Origin of the sequence: Flavobacterium sp. (assembly GCF_047602195.1) — a bacterium.
Classification (GTDB): domain Bacteria; phylum Bacteroidota; class Bacteroidia; order Flavobacteriales; family Flavobacteriaceae; genus Flavobacterium.
In genome coordinates this window covers 1,942,105-1,962,965 of sequence record NZ_JASGHW010000004.1, presented here as the reverse complement: position 1 = coordinate 1,962,965, position 20,861 = coordinate 1,942,105, and the positions used below count along the sequence as shown (strand labels likewise).

22 protein-coding genes and 3 pseudogenes are annotated in these 20,861 nt (G+C 45.2%); 13 read left to right on the top strand and 12 right to left on the bottom strand.

Features of this window, described 5'->3' with window-relative positions; all coding sequences use genetic code 11:
• The first annotated feature begins 57 nt into the window (after positions 1-57).
• Positions 58-771, top strand: a complete 714-nt coding sequence (locus QM717_RS14895) for a LexA family transcriptional regulator (RefSeq protein WP_415038588.1) — start codon at positions 58-60, stop codon at positions 769-771.
• A gap of 50 nt (positions 772-821) precedes the next feature.
• Here QM717_RS14895 and QM717_RS14890 read toward each other — a convergent pair whose 3' ends face one another.
• The 4 genes and pseudogenes from QM717_RS14890 to rpsF form a co-directional block, all read right to left on the bottom strand.
• Entirely contained in the window at positions 822-1,295 is a 474-nt protein-coding gene (locus tag QM717_RS14890; RefSeq protein WP_415038586.1) for a DUF6495 family protein, read from the bottom strand.
• A 299-nt stretch (positions 1,296-1,594) separates the two neighbouring features.
• The gene (gene rplI, locus QM717_RS14885) at positions 1,595-2,035 is read right to left on the bottom strand and encodes a 50S ribosomal protein L9 (RefSeq protein WP_415038585.1); all 441 of its coding nucleotides are present in this window, start codon (positions 2,033-2,035) and stop codon (positions 1,595-1,597) included.
• 63 nt (positions 2,036-2,098) lie between these two features.
• On the bottom strand, positions 2,099-2,395 hold the full coding sequence (gene rpsR, locus QM717_RS14880) for a 30S ribosomal protein S18 (RefSeq protein ID WP_415038584.1): 297 nt from the start codon (positions 2,393-2,395) through the stop codon (positions 2,099-2,101).
• Between the two features lie 5 nt (positions 2,396-2,400).
• Positions 2,401-2,743 (bottom strand): annotated as a pseudogene (rpsF, locus tag QM717_RS14875) (30S ribosomal protein S6).
• 170 nt (positions 2,744-2,913) lie between these two features.
• Here rpsF and QM717_RS14870 point away from each other — a divergent pair.
• On the top strand, positions 2,914-3,609 hold the full coding sequence (locus tag QM717_RS14870) for a LytR/AlgR family response regulator transcription factor (protein ID WP_415038583.1): 696 nt from the start codon (positions 2,914-2,916) through the stop codon (positions 3,607-3,609).
• Here the strand turns inward: QM717_RS14870 and priA are convergent.
• The 4 genes and pseudogenes from priA to nadC all read right to left on the bottom strand — a co-directional run bounded on the left by priA (position 3,606) and on the right by nadC (position 8,811).
• Positions 3,606-6,060: pseudogene (gene priA, locus QM717_RS14865) on the bottom strand (primosomal protein N'). The gene QM717_RS14870 and the pseudogene priA sit on opposite strands and share 4 nt — an antisense overlap.
• 122 nt (positions 6,061-6,182) lie before the next feature.
• Positions 6,183-6,608: a DUF2147 domain-containing protein gene (locus tag QM717_RS14860; protein ID WP_415038581.1), complete on the bottom strand. Its 426-nt coding sequence runs from the start codon at positions 6,606-6,608 to the stop codon at positions 6,183-6,185.
• Positions 6,609-6,734: 126 nt separating this feature from the next.
• Positions 6,735-7,673 (bottom strand): YihY/virulence factor BrkB family protein, encoded by a 939-nt coding sequence (locus tag QM717_RS14855; RefSeq protein ID WP_415038579.1) that lies wholly within the window; start codon positions 7,671-7,673, stop codon positions 6,735-6,737.
• A 280-nt stretch (positions 7,674-7,953) separates the two neighbouring features.
• Entirely contained in the window at positions 7,954-8,811 is an 858-nt protein-coding gene (gene nadC / locus QM717_RS14850) for a carboxylating nicotinate-nucleotide diphosphorylase (protein WP_415038577.1), read from the bottom strand.
• A gap of 108 nt (positions 8,812-8,919) precedes the next feature.
• Between nadC and QM717_RS14845 the strand changes: the two genes are divergently transcribed.
• The 4 genes and pseudogenes from QM717_RS14845 (at position 8,920) to rlmH (ending at position 10,270) form a co-directional block, all read left to right on the top strand.
• On the top strand, positions 8,920-9,372 hold the full coding sequence (locus QM717_RS14845) for a GNAT family N-acetyltransferase (RefSeq protein ID WP_415038575.1): 453 nt from the start codon (positions 8,920-8,922) through the stop codon (positions 9,370-9,372).
• A 33-nt stretch (positions 9,373-9,405) separates the two neighbouring features.
• On the top strand, positions 9,406-9,588 hold the full coding sequence (locus QM717_RS14840; protein WP_415038573.1) for a hypothetical protein: 183 nt from the start codon (positions 9,406-9,408) through the stop codon (positions 9,586-9,588).
• A complete protein-coding gene (locus QM717_RS14835; RefSeq protein WP_415038571.1) occupies positions 9,588-9,794 on the top strand; it encodes a GldL-related protein in 207 nt (68 codons plus the stop codon). The genes QM717_RS14840 and QM717_RS14835 overlap by 1 nt, the downstream gene beginning before the upstream one ends.
• Position 9,795: 1 nt before the next feature.
• Positions 9,796-10,270, top strand: a pseudogene (gene rlmH, locus QM717_RS14830) (23S rRNA (pseudouridine(1915)-N(3))-methyltransferase RlmH).
• Positions 10,271-10,332: 62 nt separating this feature from the next.
• Here the strand turns inward: rlmH and folP are convergent.
• Positions 10,333-11,157 carry a dihydropteroate synthase gene (gene folP, locus QM717_RS14825; protein WP_415038569.1) on the bottom strand — a complete coding sequence of 275 codons (825 nt, stop codon included), beginning with the start codon at positions 11,155-11,157 and terminating at the stop codon, positions 10,333-10,335.
• Between the two features lie 135 nt (positions 11,158-11,292).
• Between folP and QM717_RS14820 the strand changes: the two genes are divergently transcribed.
• From QM717_RS14820 to tpiA, 5 genes are all read left to right on the top strand, one after another.
• Complete coding sequence (locus QM717_RS14820) at positions 11,293-11,838, top strand: DUF1599 domain-containing protein (RefSeq protein WP_415038567.1); 546 nt, start codon at positions 11,293-11,295, stop codon at positions 11,836-11,838.
• 10 nt (positions 11,839-11,848) lie between these two features.
• The gene (locus QM717_RS14815) at positions 11,849-12,949 is read left to right on the top strand and encodes a BT_3928 family protein (protein ID WP_415038565.1); all 1,101 of its coding nucleotides are present in this window, start codon (positions 11,849-11,851) and stop codon (positions 12,947-12,949) included.
• 9 nt (positions 12,950-12,958) lie between these two features.
• Positions 12,959-13,246 (top strand): hypothetical protein, encoded by a 288-nt coding sequence (locus tag QM717_RS14810; protein WP_415038563.1) that lies wholly within the window; start codon positions 12,959-12,961, stop codon positions 13,244-13,246.
• Between the two features lie 98 nt (positions 13,247-13,344).
• On the top strand, positions 13,345-13,836 hold the full coding sequence (locus tag QM717_RS14805) for a TlpA family protein disulfide reductase (protein WP_415038561.1): 492 nt from the start codon (positions 13,345-13,347) through the stop codon (positions 13,834-13,836).
• Positions 13,836-14,588 carry a triose-phosphate isomerase gene (tpiA, locus tag QM717_RS14800; RefSeq protein ID WP_415038560.1) on the top strand — a complete coding sequence of 251 codons (753 nt, stop codon included), beginning with the start codon at positions 13,836-13,838 and terminating at the stop codon, positions 14,586-14,588. Before QM717_RS14805 ends, tpiA begins: the two co-directional genes overlap by 1 nt.
• A 45-nt stretch (positions 14,589-14,633) precedes the next feature.
• Here tpiA and QM717_RS14795 read toward each other — a convergent pair whose 3' ends face one another.
• Genes QM717_RS14795 through QM717_RS14785 form a run of 3 tightly spaced genes read right to left on the bottom strand, consistent with a single transcriptional unit; the run spans position 14,634 to position 19,368 of the window.
• Entirely contained in the window at positions 14,634-16,991 is a 2,358-nt protein-coding gene (locus QM717_RS14795) for a hypothetical protein (protein WP_415038559.1), read from the bottom strand.
• Entirely contained in the window at positions 16,951-18,102 is a 1,152-nt protein-coding gene (locus QM717_RS14790; protein WP_415038557.1) for a hypothetical protein, read from the bottom strand. Before QM717_RS14790 ends, QM717_RS14795 begins: the two co-directional genes overlap by 41 nt.
• 45 nt (positions 18,103-18,147) lie before the next feature.
• Positions 18,148-19,368: a porin gene (locus tag QM717_RS14785; RefSeq protein ID WP_415038555.1), complete on the bottom strand. Its 1,221-nt coding sequence runs from the start codon at positions 19,366-19,368 to the stop codon at positions 18,148-18,150.
• A 99-nt stretch (positions 19,369-19,467) separates the two neighbouring features.
• Between QM717_RS14785 and prmA the strand changes: the two genes are divergently transcribed.
• Positions 19,468-20,301 carry a 50S ribosomal protein L11 methyltransferase gene (gene prmA, locus QM717_RS14780; protein WP_415038553.1) on the top strand — a complete coding sequence of 278 codons (834 nt, stop codon included), beginning with the start codon at positions 19,468-19,470 and terminating at the stop codon, positions 20,299-20,301.
• Between the two features lie 172 nt (positions 20,302-20,473).
• Complete coding sequence (locus QM717_RS14775) at positions 20,474-20,749, top strand: ATP-dependent Clp protease adaptor ClpS (RefSeq protein ID WP_415038551.1); 276 nt, start codon at positions 20,474-20,476, stop codon at positions 20,747-20,749.
• The last annotated feature ends 112 nt before the right edge of the window (positions 20,750-20,861 follow it).

Genomic DNA, 20,861 nt, shown 5'->3' with positions numbered 1-20,861 from the left:
AAAATATTAACCCCGTATCTGTAATCGCTTAGATAAAGGTACAAACATTTTGCGAATATGCAAGAAAATAATTCTCTAAATGCGAATTTAATTTTAAAAAAATTAAAAAAAGCGCTGAAAATTAGTACAGATATTCAACTTTCTGAATTCCTGAACATCAAACCAAATACGATTTCCACTTGGAAAAAAAGGAACTCTTTAGATTACGCTTCAATAATTGCAATTTGCGAACTTTACGAAATCGATTTGAACGACATCTTCTTTGAGAAGAAAAATCCGAAGAAAGATTTTAGCAATTACACCTCCGAAACCCCATTGGTAAGCCGGGAGGTACAATTCCAGTATTGCATCGGAAGCGCAGGCATTCTCGAAAGCCTGCCCAAGTACAACTTCCCTTTTGTGCGTGCCGAGGAAACACGTGCCTTTCAGGTTCTGAGCAACAACATGTTCCCTATTATTGAGGAAAATTCTTTTGCGGTATGTGAATCCTGCGAAATCGGAACCATTTCCGAAAACAGCCTGGTGGTGATTGTCAGCAAAGCCAAAGGATTGTTCATCAACCGCATCCAGAAAAGCGAGAAACCCGATACGTTTATATTGAGCAGCGAAAATGCTTTTTTCAACAACGTATCAATCCACATCAGTGAAATCAATGAGATCTGGCTCATCAAAGGAATCCTTTCCTACAACATCAACAACGAGAACAAAATACAGTTCATCAATGACAGTCTAAAAAAGATTGACCAGGCGGTGGCCAAAAACGTGGAATAACGCCTATTTATATATAGTATTGAAAAAGCCGCAATTGATTGCGGCTTTTTTTAGGACTGAATGATCTTGTCGATCTGCTGGTACAATTGGCCGTCACTGAGAAATGCGCCTTGTTTGATCAGCTCGAAAACCGAAGCATTCCTTTCTTCGGTGAATTCTTTTTTGCCGATTTTCATTTCGATTTCGTCGGTAAACATGTGGTCGCTGAGCCATTGCAAGCCTTCCTTGGTCAGGAAGTCGATTTCAGCAACCATTGACTTGAGCACAATCGAATGCACCGAAGCCTCCGAAAGCCGGAACAGGAAAATATGATTTCTTGAAAAATGCTCGAGATATTCCGCACGTGTCAAAACACCTTCCCAGATCAGGTCAGAAAAGACGTCGAGTTCCTGTTCGGCGATGTGCGGTTGTTCTTGTTTAATTTTGTCCCATTCGGCCTTGTCGATCGATTGGGTCGCAAGGAAGTTGATGAACTCGGATGTGAGTTCTTCGAATTGTTCTTTGGTTAATCTTGTGTATTTCATTGTTGTATTGAAAGATTTAAAGATTAAAAAATTGAAAGATTCGTTGCGTTGAAATTTAGAGGTCAACCCGTTAAAGTCGTCAATCTTTTAATCATTCTATTTTTTTAATCTTTTAATTAGCCCGGATGGCAGTGGAAATCCTTTTTGCCAAATATTTGATCAGATTTCTCCTTCGCCGAAATGACAAAACAACCTGATGAGAAAATCATAAGCAAAAAGATTGCAACGGACAGCCGGAATGGCTCCTAAAAAAAAATCCCGACATACATCGGGATTTTTCTATACCTATATATAGTATATTATTTCTCTGCTACGATTTCGTATGGCAATTCAACCACTACATCGCGGTGCAAACGAACGCTGGCGCTGTATTTACCAGTACGTTTTACCACACCTGAGGTGATGAATTTACGATCGATCGGCTGGCCAGCAGCTTCCAAAGCTTCAGCAAGATCAATGTTGGTGATGGATCCAAACAATTTCTCTCCGCCTGCTTTTGCAGCAATCTTGATTTCCAAAGCTTTCAATGCTTCAGCTTGCTTCTTGGCATCTTCCACAATTTTTGCCTCTTTGTGCGCTTTTTGTTTCAGGTTTTCAGCCAAGATTTTCTTTGCTGATGGTGTAGCCAAAGTGGCGTGCCCTTGCGGGATCAAGAAGTTTCTTCCGTAACCTGGCTTAACCGTTACGATATCGTCTTTAAAACCTAAGTTTTGAACGTCTTTTTTTAAGATCAATTCCATGTTGTTGTCCTTGTATTATAGAAGTTAGGTTCCGGTTTTGGGAAACCAACAACTCGTTAAAAATTATTTCAATAAATCCGCTACGTAAGGCATAAGCGCCAAGTGACGTGCTCTTTTTACCGCTACCGATACTTTTCTTTGGTATTTCAAAGAAGTACCTGTCAAACGGCGTGGCAAGATTTTCCCTTGCTCGTTGACGAATTTCAATAAGAAGTCAGGATCTTTGTAGTCTACATATTTGATACCTGCTTTTTTGAAACGACAATACTTTTTAGTCTTGTTGGTTTCAATATTTAAAGGAGTAAGATATCTGATATCTCCGTCTTTTTTTCCTTTTGCTGATTGTTCGATGTTAGACATAATAATTAAGCTTTAGCGGTTTTTAATTTAGCTCTTCTTCTTTCAGCCCAAGAGATCGCGTGTTTGTCAAGACTTACCGTCAAGAAACGCATGATTCTTTCGTCGCGTCTGAATTCAGTTTTCGAAAGCGATTAAAACCTCGCCAGATACTTTAAATTCGAATAAATGGTAAAAGCCACTTTTCTTGTTTTGGATTTCGTAAGCCATTTTCTTCAGGCCCCAATCCTCTTTTGATACCATTTCTGCTCCACGTGAAGTAAGGAAATCTTCGAATTTGCTTACTGTTTCCTTTACCTGAACCTCAGATAAAACGGGATTTAAAATGAAAACAGTTTCATAATGATTCATAAATAATTTATTTAAAAATGTTAAAATGAGTGCAAAAGTAGTAATTAAATTTTAATACGCAAACATTTTTCAACTTTATTCGTTGTATTGCAAAAAAAGCCGATAAACATTAGGTTTGTTGGAATTTTTATTCTACTTTTACAGCACCAAATCTATAATAAATAAAAATTATGAAGTTAAACTGTGTAGTTGTAGATGACTCGTCCATCCAAAGGATGATCATCGCAAAGTTAGTGAATAATCATCCAAATTTACATTTAATTGGTGATTTTTCCAATGCAATTGAAGCAAAAAATTGCATGTCGGTACATACCGTGGACTTGATATTTCTGGATATTGAAATGCCGGTCATCAGCGGTTTTGATTTCCTTGACGGATTGAAGGTGAAACCCCAAATCATTTTCATCACGTCTAAGGCGGAGTACGCTATGAAAGCGTTTGACTATGATGCGACGGACTACCTACAGAAACCGATTGCACTCGACCGTTTCAATGCTTCAGTCAAAAGGGCTATGGACTTCCATTTGCTGAAGAAAGAAAACCAAGAAGAAGATGGCGAACACATCTTTATTAAGAGTAATCTTAAGAAGCTTAAAGTGTTCACTTCCAAAATCAAATGGATCGAAGCATTTGGCGACTATGTAAAAGTAGTAACCGAAGAAGACAGCAACCTGGTACTTTCTACGATGAAATCATTCGAGAAAGACTTGTCGAAAGACAAATTCATCAGGGTCCACAAATCCTACATCATCAACATTGATAAGGTGGAACGTTTCAACAGTAAATTTGCTGAGATCGGAATAACAAAAATACCTTTGAGCCGAAACAAGAAAGAAGATCTTGTCCGCGCTTTGGCCATCGCCTAATAAAAATCAACGTTTACGGTCGCTTTGATCGGCCTGAACTGCGAAACAGACTCAAAACTATCCAGTATTTTCTGGATAGTTTTTTTTGTGCCCTGCAACGGCTGGTTCTGTGGAATCTTGACCATAATGGTACGGATGTATTCGTTGCGGATGCGTGCAATGGCCGGTTCTTCGGGCCCCAAAACTGGAATATTCAGGTTTTGCGACAACACCTGATACAGCCACATCGCACCTTCCTTGAGTTTTTCGTAATCACGGTGTTTGAGCGTAATTTTAATCAAACGGAAATACGGCGGATATTTGTAAATCTGGCGCTCGTACAATTGTTCCTTGTACATGCCGATGAAATCGTTGTTCGTGACCTGCTGGATTGTATTGTGGTTCGGATTGTAGGTTTGAATAATCACTTTCCCGCGTTTCTCCGAACGTCCTGATCTTCCGGAAACCTGCGTCATCATTTGATAACTCCTTTCAAACGCACGAAAATCGGGATGGTACAACATATTGTCGGCGTTCATGATGCCAACCAAACTCACATTGTCGAAATCCAAACCCTTGGCGAGCATTTGCGTGCCGACCAAAATGTCAATCTCGCGGTTCTTGAAACTGTCGATGATTTTCTCAAAACCGAATTTCCCGCGCGTCGTGTCCTGGTCCATTCTCCCGATTTTGGAATTCGGAAACAACTGTATCAATTCCTGCTGGATTTGTTCGGTCCCGAAACCCTTTGTCGTCAAATCGCGGCTCGAACAATTGTGACAGTTCACGGGATTGGCAATCGAATAACCGCAATAATGGCATCGCAATTGGCTTTTGTTCTTGTGATACGTCAAACTCACATCGCACTGGCGGCATTGCGGCACGTGCCCGCACGTCATGCATTCCACGACCGGCGAATAACCGCGGCGGTTTTGGAATAAAATGACTTGTTCGCCCAAGGCCAATGCTTCGGTAATTTGCTCAATCAACGTATCGCTGAAATGACCGCTCATTTTCTTGCGGAAATACTTGTCTTTCAAATCGACGAGTTCAATATCGGGCATCAATACCTTGCCGTAACGTTCGGTAATTTCCACCAAGGCGTATTTTCCCGAAACGGCATTGAAATAGGTTTCGATGCTCGGTGTAGCCGAACCCAGCAACACCTTGGCGTGATGGGAATTCGCCAACACAATCGCCGCATCGCGCGCATGGTATCGCGGTGCCGGATCCTGTTGCTTGAATGTCTGCTCGTGTTCTTCATCGACGATAATGATTCCGAGGTTTGAAAATGGCAAAAACAAAGCCGACCGCGCCCCGATCACCACCTGCGCTTTTTCTGAATTTTCCAGCACCTGCCGCCAGACTTCCACGCGTTCATTGTTGCTGTATTTGGAATGGAAAACCGCGACCTTGTTGCCGAAATAAGCGGTCAACCGTTCCACAAGCTGCGTGGTCAGTGCAATTTCAGGCAATAAATACAAAACTTGTTTTTCTTGCGCGAGGTATTGTTCGATCAGTTTGATGTAGATTTCGGTTTTGCCGCTCGAGGTTACGCCGTGGAGCAACGTGACTTCCTTGGATGCAAAACCAAGATTGATTTCATCAAAGGCTTTTTGCTGCACAGCGCTCAAGACCAGATCGCGTTCTTCGCGTTTGTCCTCGAAATTAATGCGGTCGTGCTGCAGATGGTATTCCTCGAAAATTCCCTTGTCGACCAACGCTTTTACAGCCGCCGTGGTAGCACCCGAAACTTCGACCAATTGTTTGACGGTAATCGGTTTGCGTTCCGAAGCCATCAATTGGAAATACGCCAGCACCAATTCTTTTTGTTTCTCTGATCTTTTGAGAATGTCGAGCAATTCACTCAAATTGTCATCGTTGCGGAATTCGACGTGCAAGCGCACATAACGCACCAGTTTCGGCTTGTAGACTTCCGAAACTTCTTCCTGCAACGACAATACATTTTTATGGATGAGTCCGTGGATGACCGGAAAAACATTTTTTTTGTTTAAAATCGAAACGACATCGTGAACTTTGAGCGAACTCGATTGCTGCACAGCCTGATACACCAAGAATTCCTCATCCGAAAAATTAGATTCATCCACAAATTCATTGGGCTTTTGGGAAATGACGGTCTCGCTTTTCGAGCAACAACGCGCTCGGCATCGCCCCGCGGTACACATCGCCGATCGCACACATGTAATAGGAAGCGATCCACTGCCAATGCGCGATTTGGATTTCATTCACCATCGGGGTTTCGTCCAGAATTTGGTGGATTTCCTTGGCTTCATACAGCATCGGCTCATTTTGGTGCAGTTCGATGGCAAGCGAGGTGTAAATCTTGTTTTTGCCAAACGGGACCGCGATGCGCATCCCCTTTTTGATGTAGTGGAATTCGGCCTCGGAAACACGGTACGTAAACGTCTTGGCGAGCGAAAGCGGCAGGATTACTTCTACAAAATGAGGCATGGAGGAAATTCGAGATTAAGGCGTAAAGTTACGGAGAGATTTTAAATTTTAAATTTTAGATTTCAGATTTCAGATTTTCATATCTCGTGGTGAATCTGAAATCTGAAATTTACAATCTGAAATTATTTCACCCGTTCCCAGTACTGCGTCCGCCCAATGAGCGAAACGCCAATGTAACCGCGCACCTTGAGCCGGTCCTTGCCTTCCAGACAAATGATGCTCTTGTACAATTTACCGTGTTTGGGATCTAGGATTTTGCCGTTGGTGTATTCGTTGCCGACCTTGGTCAACCCTTTGATCACAACCAGCCCCAGAATGGGTTTGTTGTGGTCGGTTCCGGAACATTCCACGCAGGTCTTGTCACGGTCTTTGGGATTGGTGAGTTCTACGATTTTGCCCCAATATTTGCCTTTGGCTTCATAGATTTCGACCACCGAAACCACTTTGCCGGTCTCGTCGTCGATGGTTTTCCATTTGCCGACAATAGAATGTTGGGAGAATACAAAAGAAGAAACGAATAAGGCAATCGACAACAAAATTCCGTTCATAGACTCGCGGTTTTAGCCCGGATAATTTGAAATTAAAAGGAGGACAGCCACTGGCTGTCCGGTATTTTTGCTTTAGCAAAAACAAAACACTTCAATTTCTAATAGCCGGAAAAAGCTCCTAAAAACTTAAGAAAGCTCTTGATTATGGTGACTCTTTTTCTTCAACTTGTTGATGGTTCCGTTGAGCTCGAAACCGAGCAACAAAATCATACAGTTGATCCAAATATAAAACATCATGATCAATAATGTACCGATCGAACCGTATAATTCGTTGTATTTTGAAAATTTAACGACCCAAATACCAAAGAAATACGAAGATAAAATGATTAAAATCGTCGTAAAAACCGAGCCGATCGAAATAAAAGAGCGATTCTTGTCGCGCTTGATCCCAAACTTGAAAAGGATCGAGGTCGTGATCAAAATCATGGTAATCACAAAAAGGTAACGCCCCATCGACAACAGCGGGATGCGGTCGCTCAAAACATCCTGGATTTTGGTCTGCTGGATAAACACCTCAAAAACGACAATCGATGAAATGGTCACCAACAAAATAAACGACAACAACAAAGACATCGCCACAGCCACGGCATATTGCCTCAAGAATCCACGTTTGATGATGACATGCCGCGAGGTCTCAAAACCGCCCATGATCGCGTTGAGTCCGTTGGCCATCAAGAAAATCGACAAGAAAAAACCGGTAGAAATGAGCCCCGAATGACTGTTGTTGAGGATGTCATTGATGATGTTGGCCACCGCCTCATACGTGCTCGGCGGTACACTTTCTTCCACAAAACGCAGGAAATCGCCCTGGAAATTATCGATTGGGATGTACGGAATCAAGTTCAGGATGAACAGCGCAAAAGGAAACAACGACATGAAAAAACTCCACGCAATCGCACCCGCACGGTACGCAATCGCGCCTTGCGCCACCCCAATAATATACAACTCGAGCAAATCATACAACGACAAGCCCTTGAGCCACGGCAACTTGACGCGTTGCGTGAGGTGCATCAGGTTCCTGACGACGGGGATTTTTTCGATTTTGGCTTCGAGAATGCGACTCATTTATTCAATTAACAGTTAATATTTTTTGGGCGTGCCGGCGGTTGGGCCTCCTACTTTTATCCAAATGGGTTGCCGCCGCCAGGCTGTCCGCTGTATCTTTTACGGCCCCGCCTCGCGCCACCTGGCTCCTTCGCTAAAACAGTTCACCGAACTGCTTTTTAACGCTCGGCCCTGCTCGGCCGCAAAAGGATGCCGCTTCCATCCTTCACGCAAACCCAGTCTTGCAGCGAAGCGGTCTTTGCTCTTGCAGCGAAGCGATCCATCAGCGCAGCGGTCTAAATTAAACCGCCTTCAAACTCAAATCCATATTATAAACCGAATGCGTGAGCGCCCCCGATGAAATATAATCGACGCCGCAATCGGCATAATGACGGATCGTTTTCTCGTTGATGTTTCCCGAGGATTCGGTCTGGCATTGGTCACCGATGACCTGAACCGCTTGCTTGGTCATCTCATAATCGAAATTGTCAAGCAGAATACGGAACACGCCGCCCGCTGCTAAGATTTCACGTACTTCCTCCAGACTTCTCGCCTCGACGATAATTTTCAAATCGAGGTGGTTTTCTTTGAGAAATTGCTTGGTTTTTTGAATCGCTTTCGAAATCCCGCCCGCAAAATCGTTGTGGTTGTCCTTGAGCATGACCATATCGTACAACGCAAAACGGTGGTTCTCCCCGCCCCCAATCTTGACCGCCCATTTCTCGGCGGCACGGAAACCCGGCGTGGTCTTTCGCGTATCGAGTACTTTGCACGGCGTTCCATCGAGCAATTTTTGGTACTGTTGGGTTTTGGTCGCGATGGCCGACATGCGTTGCATCGAATTCAAAACCAGTCGTTCGGCTTTCAATATCGATTGTGATTTTCCCGAAACATGAAATACCACATCGCCATATTTTACAGGCGATCCGTCATGGATAAAGGTTTCCACCTCTAAATCGGCATCGACGTAATGGAAAATCATTTTCGCAAATTCGACGCCCGCAATGATGCCCTCATCCTTGACCAACAATTTGGCCTTGCCTTCTGCCGAAGCGGGAATACAGGCCAATGAGCTGTAATCGCCGGGGCCGATGTCTTCGCGGATGGCGTTGGCAATAATCAATTGGAGTTCGGTCTGGAATTGTTCTTCGGTAATCATTTTGGGTGTGAATTTACGGTGGCTAAAATAAGAAAAAAGCTTTTGAAAACAGGCCACGGCTTAACATGGATTTGTCATTTTTTATTATTTTGCAGAAAAAATTTGGCCATGACCGAACTTAGAAGAACCGATTCCGACAACCTAGATTTCCGCGAACTCGTCACCCTGCTCGACCAATACCTGGCTGTGATGGACGGCGAAGAACACGCGTTCTACCATCAATACAACAAAGTCGACCTGCTCAGACAAGTCGTCGTGGCTTATACCGATGGCAAACCTTCAGGCTGCGGCGCCATCAAACCCGTTTCGGAAACCGAAATGGAAGTCAAACGCATGTACGTACGGCCCGAACTCCGCGGAAAAGGCATTGCCAAAGGCGTCCTTTCGGAACTCGAAAAGTGGGCCGCCGAACTGGGTTATAAAACCTGCATACTCGAAACCGGCAAACGCCAAACCGAAGCCGTCAACCTCTATCCTGCCTGTGGCTACGAAATTATTCCCAATTACGGACAATATGCCGGTGTAGAAAACAGCGTCTGCATGAAAAAAGATTTGCGATAAGTCGTTATATTTGCCAATCAAACCCTTACAGCGATGCACCACACCAAAAGAGGACTTTTTGCCGCCATCATGCTGATCATATCGATCGGGAATTACACGCGTCTGGACGGTGCCGATACTGTCCGTGCGGTAGTGTTTTTACAGATTTTCGCGATCGGTGCGCTTTCGGCGATCGTAATCCGTGAGGTATTGAGCCGTTTTAAAAACAAGGAATAATGACGATGACCAATAAACAGATCCTGATCCTTTTTCTCGTTGGCGCGGTGCTGACGATTTTGGGGGCTATCCTCAAAATTATGAAACTTCCTTTGGCGAGCCTGCCCTTGATCATCGGGATGACTTTTGAAGCCGCGGCCGGAATCCTGCTGGTCTACAAAATTTCCAAAAAGGAAGACAAGAAGGACGGATTTTTAGACAGCTAAAATGAACATCAAGCTCATCGCCATCGGTAAAACCGACGACAAAGCCTTGCAATCACTGATTGACCAGTACACCAAACGATTGTCGTTCTACGTCAAATTCGAACTCGAGATCATCCCCGACATCAAGAACGTCAAAAACCTTTCAGAAAACCAGCAAAAAGAAAAAGAAGGCGAATTGATTCTGTCCAAAATCACCGCGACCGACCAATTGATCCTGCTCGACGAGAACGGCAAAAGTTTCTCGAAGCGTCGGCTTTTCAGAAGAACTGCAAAAGAAAATGAATTCGGGAATAAAAACCTTGGTGTTTGTCATCGGCGGACCATACGGCTTTTCGGAAACCGTCTACCAAAAAGCACAGGGCAAGATTTCGCTTTCGCTGATGACGTTCTCCCACCAGATGGTGCGGTTGTTCTTCATCGAGCAATTGTACCGCGGTTTTACGATTTTGCGCAATGAACCGTACCACCATCAGTAGCTTAACGCTGAATATCACCACGAATTCTCGAATTTTTTGAAGTAATTTGTGAATTCGTGGCTTTACAGATTACATAAATTGTAAAGTTTGACCGCTTCAACAGCTTCTTTTACATCATGAACACGTAAGATTTTCGCTCCTTTGGTCAGCGCAATCGTGTTGACCACCGAAGTGCCGTTGAGCGCTTCTGCTGCTGAAACACCGAGTGCTTTGTAAATCATCGATTTTCTCGAAACGCCCGCCAATATTGGCAAATCGAGCATTTGGAGCAATTCGAGTTTTTGCAACACTTCGTAATTCTGCTCCAAGGTCTTGGCAAAACCGAAGCCCGGATCGACAATCAAATCGTTGATGCCGAAACTTCTGGCGGTTTGGATCCGTTCCGAAAAATAAAGCAACATGTCTTTGACAATATCGTCATAATCGGTCATTTCTTGCATCGTTTGCGGATTGCCGCGCAGGTGCATCATGAGGAAAGGCACTTGGAGGCGGCCCACGGTTTCCATCATTTTCGGGTCGAGTTTTCCCGCCGAAATATCATTGACAAGGGCTGCGCCTTCTTCGACACAGGCTTGGGCTACGGTACTCCGAAAAGTGTCGATCGACAACAGCGCTTCGGGTAAATGTTTCTTGAGTTGTTTTACCACCGGAACGATGCGCTGCCGTTCTTCGGCTTCGGAAACGAAATCGGCTCCGGGACGGGTCGAATAAGCACCGAGGTCGATGAATGTGGCGCCTTCGGCAATCATCTGTTCGGCGCGTAACAAAATTTTGGAATCGCTGTCGTATTGTCCGCCGTCGAAAAAAGAATCGGGCGTCAGGTTCAGGATTCCCATTATCTTGGGCTGTTGCAAATCGATTAAAGCGCCGTTGCAGTTGATTGTCATGCGAATTTTTAGTTTTTATCTTTTATCCGTACATTTCGCCGTTGAACGACACAGAAATATTGCTATTTTTGACCCGAGACCACTAAGGCCAAACCAAACATAATTCAAAATTTCCATACAAATATACAGCAATTCATGAAGAATACTTCCGAAGAATACGACAAGGTCATTGCCATTTGCCGTAAACTTTACACCAATAAAATGCAGGATTACGGGGCCGCATGGCGCATCCTGAGACTGCCTTCCCTGACCGATCAGATTTTCATCAAAGCGCAACGCATCCGCAGTTTGCAGGAAAATGAAGTGCGGAAAGTCAATGAAGACGAAACCGGGGAATTCATCGGCATTATCAATTATGCGATCATGGCCTTGATCCAGCTCGACCTGGGTATTGCCGACCAACCCGACCTCAATGTAGAACAGGCCACCCAGTGGTACGATGCCAAAATCAAGATCACCAAGGACCTCATGGAAGCCAAGAACCACGATTACGGCGAAGCCTGGCGTGACATGCGCGTGAGCTCGTTGACCGATTTGATCCTGCAGAAAATCCTGCGCGTCAAGCAAATCGAGGACAACCGCGGCAAAACGATTGTTTCCGAAGGCATCGATGCCAATTACCAGGACATGATCAATTATGCGGTTTTTGCCTTGATCCTGATGGATTTCCACCAACAATAAAACAGTACCGATGAAAAATTTTATCACCCAATTCTCCCGCATTTTTGTCGGAATTTTATTTATCATTTCCGGACTCATCAAACTCAACGATCCGGTTGGATTTTCGTATAAACTGGCCGAATACTTTGGCGAAACGGTTTTGAATATGCCGTTCTTCATCCCCTATGCACTCGCCATTGCCGTGTTCATTGTGATTTTTGAAACCGTGCTCGGCTTCATGCTGCTCGTGGGGTACAAACCCAAATTCACGGTTTGGAGTTTGTTGCTCATGATCGTTTTCTTTACGTTCCTGACGTTCTATTCGGCTTATTTCAACAAAGTCACCGACTGCGGCTGTTTTGGCGATGCGCTCAAACTCACCCCTTGGGAGTCGTTCACCAAAGATGTGGTGCTGTTGTTCTTCATCTTGATTTTGTTCTTCAACATGAAATTGATCAAGCCGATTTTGGGCAAAAAACCCACCAACTTATTGGTCGCCATCAGTCTTTTCCTGTGCTGTTTCATGGGCTATTGGGTATTGAACCATCTGCCTTTGAAAGATTTCCGTGCCTATAAAGTGGGCACCAACATCCAAAAAGGGATGGAAATCCCCGAAGGCGCACCCAAAGCAATCGTCGAGATGATTTTCATCTACAAAGTCAATGGAGTCGACAAAGAATTCACCGATAAGGAACTCGATAAAATCCCGGCAGGCGCGACTTTCGTAGATAGAAAAGACAAGGTGATTTCGGAAGGTTACAAACCGCCCATCCACGATTTCACGATGGAAAAAGACGGTTCAGATTACAAGGACGAATTGTTGCAAGAGCCTAAATTGCTGGTATTTGTTTCCTACGAATTGGAAAAGGCCGAAGCCACAGGCATGCGGCAACTTGAAAAATTGAACCAGCAGGCCAAGGCCAAAGGATACAAAGTCATCGGCATGACCGCTTCTTCGGAAAGCGAAATCGCGAAAAACAAAAAACAATTCGGCCTTACATTCGATTATTATTTCTGCGATGCGACGACTTTGAAAACCATTGAACGCGCCAACCCGAGTATTGTGGTACTCGAAAAAGGAACCATCAAACAAAAAGTGCATTACAACGATATTGCACTGCTCAATCTATAATACAATAAGATGGATAAAAGAATCGTAAAAGAAATACAGAGCCGTACCTTTTCGATCGCGACCGCTTGCGTGGTGGCTTTTGGGATTGGCTATTTTATGGTGGAACACATGTCAACGCGCGAAAAACCGCCGATGGGCAAAACCTTCCACATCATTGCAGGCTGTCTGCTCATCGCCATTGCCATCATTGTCATGGCGATGGTGGTCCGCGTCCATTTTTTCCCGAAGAAACAAAAAAAGAAAAGCCGCCCCGTTTTTCTCGACAAGGACATCCACAAAAAAAGCAACAACGATTGAGTTCGGGCTACGGTCAATCGCGCGAGTATTTTTAATAATTCTTTGGGATACATTTGCGGTTTACTGCTTAACTTTGTGTGTATTTTAAAAAAAACACTATGAAAAGACTATTGTTGCTTGTCCTCATATCTGCCACGCTCTCTTGCCAGGCACAGAAAACAGAATTCACCAAATCGGCCTTAAAGACCGAATTGCTGGCCCTCGACGGAAAAGAAATCACTTTCGGCGACATCCTCAAGAAACACCAGGGAAAAACCGTTGTCATCGAAATGTGGGCTTCGTGGTGCGGCGATTGCGTCAAGGCGATGCCCAAATTCAAGGAATTGCAAAACAACCATCCAGAGGTCGATTATGTATTCGTATCGATGGACAAGGCCGATGATAAATGGAAAGCCGGAATCGAAAAACACCAACTCAAAGGCGACCATTTTTGGGCCGTTGACGGGATGAAAGGCAAATTCGGCCAAGCCATCGACCTCGACTGGATCCCGAGATACATCGTGGTCGACAAGACCGGGAAAATTGTATTGTACCGCGCCGTAGAAACCGATTTTGAAAAAATAGATACTACCCTAAAAACCCTTTTATAATGAGACAGAAAATTGTTGCCGGAAACTGGAAAATGCACAAGAACGCTGAGGAAACCGAAGATTTGCTCAACGATTTAATCGATAAATTGCCGCATGATGTGGAAGCGCACATCGTGGTCGCGCCAACGTTTACCAATCTGGCTTCTGCTGTCGAACACCTCGAATTTACCAATATCGAAGTAGCCGCACAGAACATGCACCAATCCGAAAGCGGTGCCTATACCGGCGAGATTTCTGCCGACATGTTGCGCAGCATCGGGGTGCATTTGGTGATTCTGGGGCATTCCGAAAGACGGGCCTATTTCCACGAAACCGATTCGATTTTGGCCTATAAAGTGGATACGGCGCTCAAGAATTACATGAAGGTGATTTTCTGTTTTGGCGAAGAACTCAAGGACCGCCAATCGGGCAACCATTTCAATATCGTTGAAAATCAATTGCGCGACGGCTTGTTCCACATCGCCAAGGAAGCCTGGGCCAACATCATCCTGGCCTATGAACCGGTTTGGGCCATCGGTACCGGCGAAACCGCCACCCCCGAACAGGCGCAGGAAATGCACGAATTCATCCGCGAAACCATCCGCAAATCATTCGGCAGCGACATTGCCGAAGACGTCTCAATCCTGTACGGCGGCAGCGTAAAACCCGAAAATGCGCGCGAGATTTTCTCCAAACCCGACGTGGACGGCGGACTCATCGGCGGGGCCGCATTGAAAGCAGACGACTTTGCCGCAATTGTCGCGAGCATCTAAAAATATTTCTCTTTATGTGTAAAAGCGGTCTTCGGATCGCTTTTTTTATTGAAGAAAATTTTGCAGCAATGGACAGTTGTAAGTGTACCGGCGGTACGTTTGCGTATTGGCGTACAAGTTATTGAAATCATAAATCCAACGGCCGGGTTTGAAAATCGCCTTGGCGCTGTCGAAATTGAAATTGGAAGTGCCGCTTGCATAGTACTCGCATTCGAAAAGCATCAAACTGGCCAATGCTTTTTGTTCCTTGTCTTTGGCCAAGGCCAACGCTTTGAGGTAATAGGCTTTTGCCATCGTACAATCGTAGTAGTTGCCATTGTGGTAGGCTTGCTCACGTTTCATCCGGTTGCCGCCAAATACATAATCGCTGTAATCATAGTCGCCCGACGTCCATCCGTAAGCGCTCATCATCCACGCACTTCCGTAATAGGACACGTTGAAATAGGCATGGCCGAGTCTCATATTGCTTTCGGCGGTATTTTGCTTTTTAAGCTTGATCAGTTCGGCAACGAAACGCGCCTTGTTGAAAGGGTAATTGTATTTGCGTGGACCGTGGGCAAAAGCGAGCACTTTCGGAAGAAACGGATCTTCATTGAGGTAACTGAATTCGGAAATCTCATCCCAAAAATCGGTCGGGATTTTGGCGAATTCGGCATAAGCCGTTTCAAGGTCATTCTGGCGGAAAGCGATCGTTCCTTTCACATCGCGGTACACATTGATGTCTTTGAAAACCACGCCCGAACAAATGTAACGCTCAAACGGCGTCTTGTCTTTTTTGGCAATCAAAGCCATCAGCGCATCCATGTTCTTCAAGCTCGCATAACGTTCGAAATAGCCGATGTAGGTGTAATACGAATAATTATACGGCGGGAAATACCAATCACTGGCCGCCGTCATTGCTTTCTTTTCATCCGATTTGAGGAAGAACAGACCGGCCAAATCACAGCGGTTGATTTTTCGGTATTGCAACGATGCAATGCGGTACAACGTGTACATGCTTTTGAATTGCGAATCATCTTTTTCGGCGGTGTTCTCCATGGCGTCGAAACAATCAAAGAGTCGCTGTTGGATTTGGGGATCGGTGATGTCGTCTTGGTGCAACATCACCAGACAAAGCTGGATGTTTTTCTGCAATTGGATCGACGCGTTGGCGTTTTTGGAAATCATCGCGGTGTACTTCTTGCCATTTGCAATATCATCGCCGATGAAACACAATTGGGCAATCGCCGAACTCAGGTAATCCTTTTGCTCTCCGGCCGCCCGGGGTTGAATCTGCATCAGGAAAGCCTTAAGTTGGTTGAGATACGCGATATCTGTGCGGTAATTGATGGTCTTGGCCGTTTCAAAATCGGGTTGGTACCAATTCGAATTCTGGAAGGTCACCGATGGCGCTTCTTCGATATACGCCGGCGAAAAAATCCAATCCTCCAATTTATTGATTTCACGTTGCACGAGAAAACTGAAGTATTCGCTGTTGGGCATCAGTTTCTGGATTTGCTGCAATTCGGCCAAGGCCGGAGCGGGATTGCGCATGCATTTCATCGCGAGGATGACGCCTTTTTCAAAATCATTTTTGGCAAAAGCCAACGTTTGCTGAACCAAAGAATCATTGAAATGCTGCACGCAAGCAAATGACTTGTCGTTTCCGGCCACAAACGCCCTGCTCAAATAATAATTGGCTTCGGCTTTGTTTTCGAGGCACAACGCCATATGATACATCGCCCAGATGCTTAGAACAGATTTGTTGTTGTTTGCAAAATATTGACGGTACAATGCAATTACCTCACCGCCTCCGCCGCTATAAAAATTGTGGCGCAGCAACAAAAAAGCATACCGATGGCGCAGGAAATCGTTTTTGGCAGAGAGCAACTTTGCGTTGAGTCCGCTAATATCTGCACTCTTTTTCGGGACTTCTTCCCAATAATTGCGTTCGATTTTATCCCAACTTTCCCATTTGCCATAAATGGTATTGTTGTATTCGAGTTTCTTGGCATACACCAGATAATCGAAATAGGCTCGGTTTTTCGGCAATGAAATCGCTTTAATAAAAGCATTGTCCGCAAAAGTCTTGGCCATATTTTGGGTTTCGTAACTGCTTTGGAATACATCGGGATCGGTTTCATACAGCACTTTGTAAATGTCATCGATGGGAATATTTTTCCCGAGTTGCTGTTGCCATTCGGCACAATTGCGCTTTTCGTCAATATCCGGCGTATATGCGGCCTCATTGTACCAGTTCGCATTGTAGGCAAACGGTTGCAACTTAAGAAAATGATTGCGCTGCGCACGGAAAAGTGCCAAACGCGTCGTCTCGGGCTCCCATGACCAACCGCAAGCCGCGACCGAGCATGGCAACACGACACTAAAAAAGAGAATAATACGCTGCAATGTTTTTGGTTCCATAGTCTTTGATGTATTTTTTATCGAAAGAGAAAAAGGTCACTTTGGTGCTGTCGCCGATGTCGATCTGGTCTTTGATGGTTTCGATCATTTCGCGGATTTCACTGTCGGAAATTTTCTCGACACGGACTTCATCGCCATACCGCGCATAAAAATCCCCGAGCAGGATATCGTTCATTATCATCATTTTATGGTCGCCCGTCTTTTTAAAAACGACCGTATCGTTCAATATTTCGACCCTGCTCGACAAAATCCCCTTGAACTGGTTGCCGCGGAAAAGCACAGACCAACTGAACAATGGCAATGCGATGTCGAGCGGCAATTGGTAATCGTCGTGCGTGAGGTAGCTTTCGAGTTCTTTATTGCTGCCGATGGAATTGGCCGTTTTGGGGTTGTCTACGGCGTTCATGTTGTAGCACATGAGCAAGCCTTTGTCAACGGGAGGGATTCCGGCTTTTTCGTAGTATTTGTATTGCCACAAACGGATCGTGGACGCAATCGAATGATTCGGAAATGCTTTTTTGATTTGTTGCAGGAAGTAAAAATAATTGGCTTTCGATTTTTCGGTCCAATCGCAATCGATCAGGATTTCCTTGATGGATGCTTCTATTTTGGGTCTGATGGCGTTTTGCAGCGAATCGACATTGAGCCGTTTGATTTGGTCTTCAGCCACCTTAAGAGCCGCCCGCTTTGTTTCAAAATCTTTATCGGAAATGGCATAGGCCCTGCGGCGCACCGCTCTTTCAAAATACTCGTCGTTGATCATCCCGATGCGGTTCGAAATGCGCTGGGCCAATTGGTCGAGCTGCTTTTTATCGGATTGTTGCATCACGTCGTTGGCAATAAAAACCGATGGCGTGATTGCCTCGAAATCGCCCACAATCTGGCTTACGGTCGCAATCGGTGCCGCTTCCTTGGCATACGGATTCCAGCCCACGTCAAAATAACGGATGTAGGCATGCTTGACTTTGAGCGTTTTCAAAAGGGAATCTTCTTCCTCAAAGAGGTAAGCATCGGTTTTCCAAAAGCAAAAAGATCTTTGCACCTGGTGCGTGTCCTTGCCGCAATTCCAAAGCAGAAAAGCGAGGGCAAAAAGCAGAAGCGATTTTTTCATATTCCGATTTTTTGGGATAACGAAAAACCGCCTGCGGAAATTATGTTAAATTCCGATTTCCACCTGAAGCCTGAAATACCAGTTGTTTTTCGTGTCCCCGCTAAAATACGAAAGTTCGTCGTAATTCAATTCGGCCTGCAATTTAAAAGCGTGCTCCCAGATGTACTTGGTCAAACCGAGACTATATTGCTTGGTATTCGGAGCCAAAGTCTGGATGTCCTGGCCCGCATGCTGGATCGAATAACGCCCGATGATTTCATAATTCGTCTTGAAACAGTAGCTCAATTGGTAATCGAATCCGTCGCCCACAAAAACATAATTTGAAAGCGTCGGATCTTCCAGATCGTACGTCACGGCATTCTTGCTTGTGGTGCGCGACATGAATGCCGCCATCGCTGCCCAGCCGTTGTATTTGAACATGCCGTCGAGCAACACCGATTTCATCGTGCGTTTTTCATACAAATCATCGCCAAGCTGGCCACCCGTTCTTCTGGCGTTGTTGTTTTGTTGGAACGCGCCCGAGAACATCAGTTTGGGTTTCTTCTCGCGCACGACATCGCCTTCGAAATAGGTTCCATCTTTGGTGAATGCACCGAGTGGGAAAATCTCCCCTTTTCCGGTCACGGCTACGCCATCGTCCGATTTGCCCGTTACGTTGCGGCCTTCGCCCGTAGAAACGGCAGCCTTGAGATTCCAGGAGAACTTGTTCGGGAATTCGTTGAGTTGGTGCGCCTGGAATCCGAAATCGCGGTCGATCGTAAATTTGGCGTTGTTGATGGTTCTATCGGTGAGTTGCAAACCGCCCGATGAATTGACGCGCTGGCGGTTGCCGGGCAATTTGGTTTGTCCGAAACTGAAATTCCAACGCTTGTTCGGTCGGTAAAACACCACGGCGTCGCGGATGATATTGAGGTTTTCGCCATCCTTGACCTCGCCCACATCGCCCGGGGCAAAAGACAATTGGATCACATACAGGAATTTAGGGTTGCCCACATAACCGTCGAAACGCAAACGCAAACGGCGGATCTGTCCGTCATAGGCTGGCGCCTCATCTTCCTCATCGATGTAAGTCACGCGGTTTTGCATGCGGAAACGGATGTTGAGCTGAAAGATACTGTCGGGCGAGGTCAAGCCGAGTCCTTTTCCATAACTGTAATACGGAAGCGCCGAAAGTTTCAAATCGTTGTCCTCGGTGGAATGCTTGATGATTTGCGAAGAAGCGGGAATGCTCAAAAGAAGCAGCAATAACAGGAGAATTCTGTTCATGTTAGGAAATCGTTAGTTGTGTGTTATTTTGCGGCAAACTTAACGTTAAATATAAGAAGCAATATTAAGATAATATTACCTTTGCGGAAATTTTTAGTTATGGCCAATACTTATCTCGGATACCATTTTACGATTGAACCCAAGGAACTCGGTTCGGAAATACTCATTGCCGAACTCGGCGAAAAACCTTTTGAAAGTTTCATCGAAAGTGAATTTGGCGTCACGGCCTACATCCAGAAACAGTTTTGGACCGAAGACATTTTGGACGATTTGTATATTTTGAAATCGTCCGAGTTTTTTATCACCTACACGATTGAAGAAATCGAACAGGTCAACTGGAACGAGGAATGGGAAAAGAATTTCGACCCGATTGACGTGGACGGCAAATGCCATGTGCGCGCGCCGTTCCATCCCAAAACCGATGCAGAATTCGACATCGTGATCGAACCCAAGATGAGTTTCGGGACAGGCCACCACGAAACGACGCATATGATGATCCAGCATTTGCTCGACATGGACGTGACGGATATGAAGACTTTGGACATGGGCTGCGGTACGGCAATCCTCGCGATTTTGGCCGAAATGAAAGGCGCCGAACCCATCGACGCGATCGACATCGACAACTGGTGCTATTTGAATTCGATCGAGAATGCCGAGCGCAATAACTGCCACCACATCAGCGTTTACGAAGGCGATGCGGCTTTGCTCGCGGGCAAGAAATACGATTTGATCATCGCCAACATCAACCGCAATATTCTACTCAATGACATGCAGCAATATGTGGATTGTTTGAATCCGAACGGCGTGTTGCTGCTCAGCGGATTTTATGAAGAAGACATTCCGGCCATTGACGAAAGTTGCACCGGCAAAGGCTTGTACTTTGTTAAAAAATTGCAGCGCAACAATTGGGTTTCGTTGAAATATGTAAATTAGTACTTTGGAGCGCCTGAGCAACTGAATGCCTGAGTTCCTGAGTTTTAATTCCGGCACGGCCGCGTTAGCGATTGTAGTGGAAATCCTTTTGAAACGTAGCGCAGTGAAGTGAAAAAGATTGCAACGGAAAGCGCGGCCCACAGGGCAACGCCCAAAAAACAAAAATACCACCATGAGTACCAAAGAAAAAATACAGGAAGACGTTCTCGTCGAAGAAGCCATCGGGCTCAACAACGAAATCGTGCTGTATAACGACGACGTCAATACGTTTGACCACGTGATCGACACGCTGATCGCGGTGTGCAACCATACTTCGGAGCAGGCCGAACAGTGCGCGATCATTGTGCATTACAAAGGAAAATGTACCGTCAAGACGGGCTCATACGACGAACTCAAACCGCAGTGTACCGCTTTGCTCGAAGCAGGTTTGAGCGCGGAGATTGTTTAGATTTCCGGATTATTAGATTATCAGATCGTCAGATCGTCAGAGATGCGTTTATCGAGTTTTTGGCGATTTTATTTTTTTCTATTTCTTTTTTTTCTAAATTTCTGAACATTAG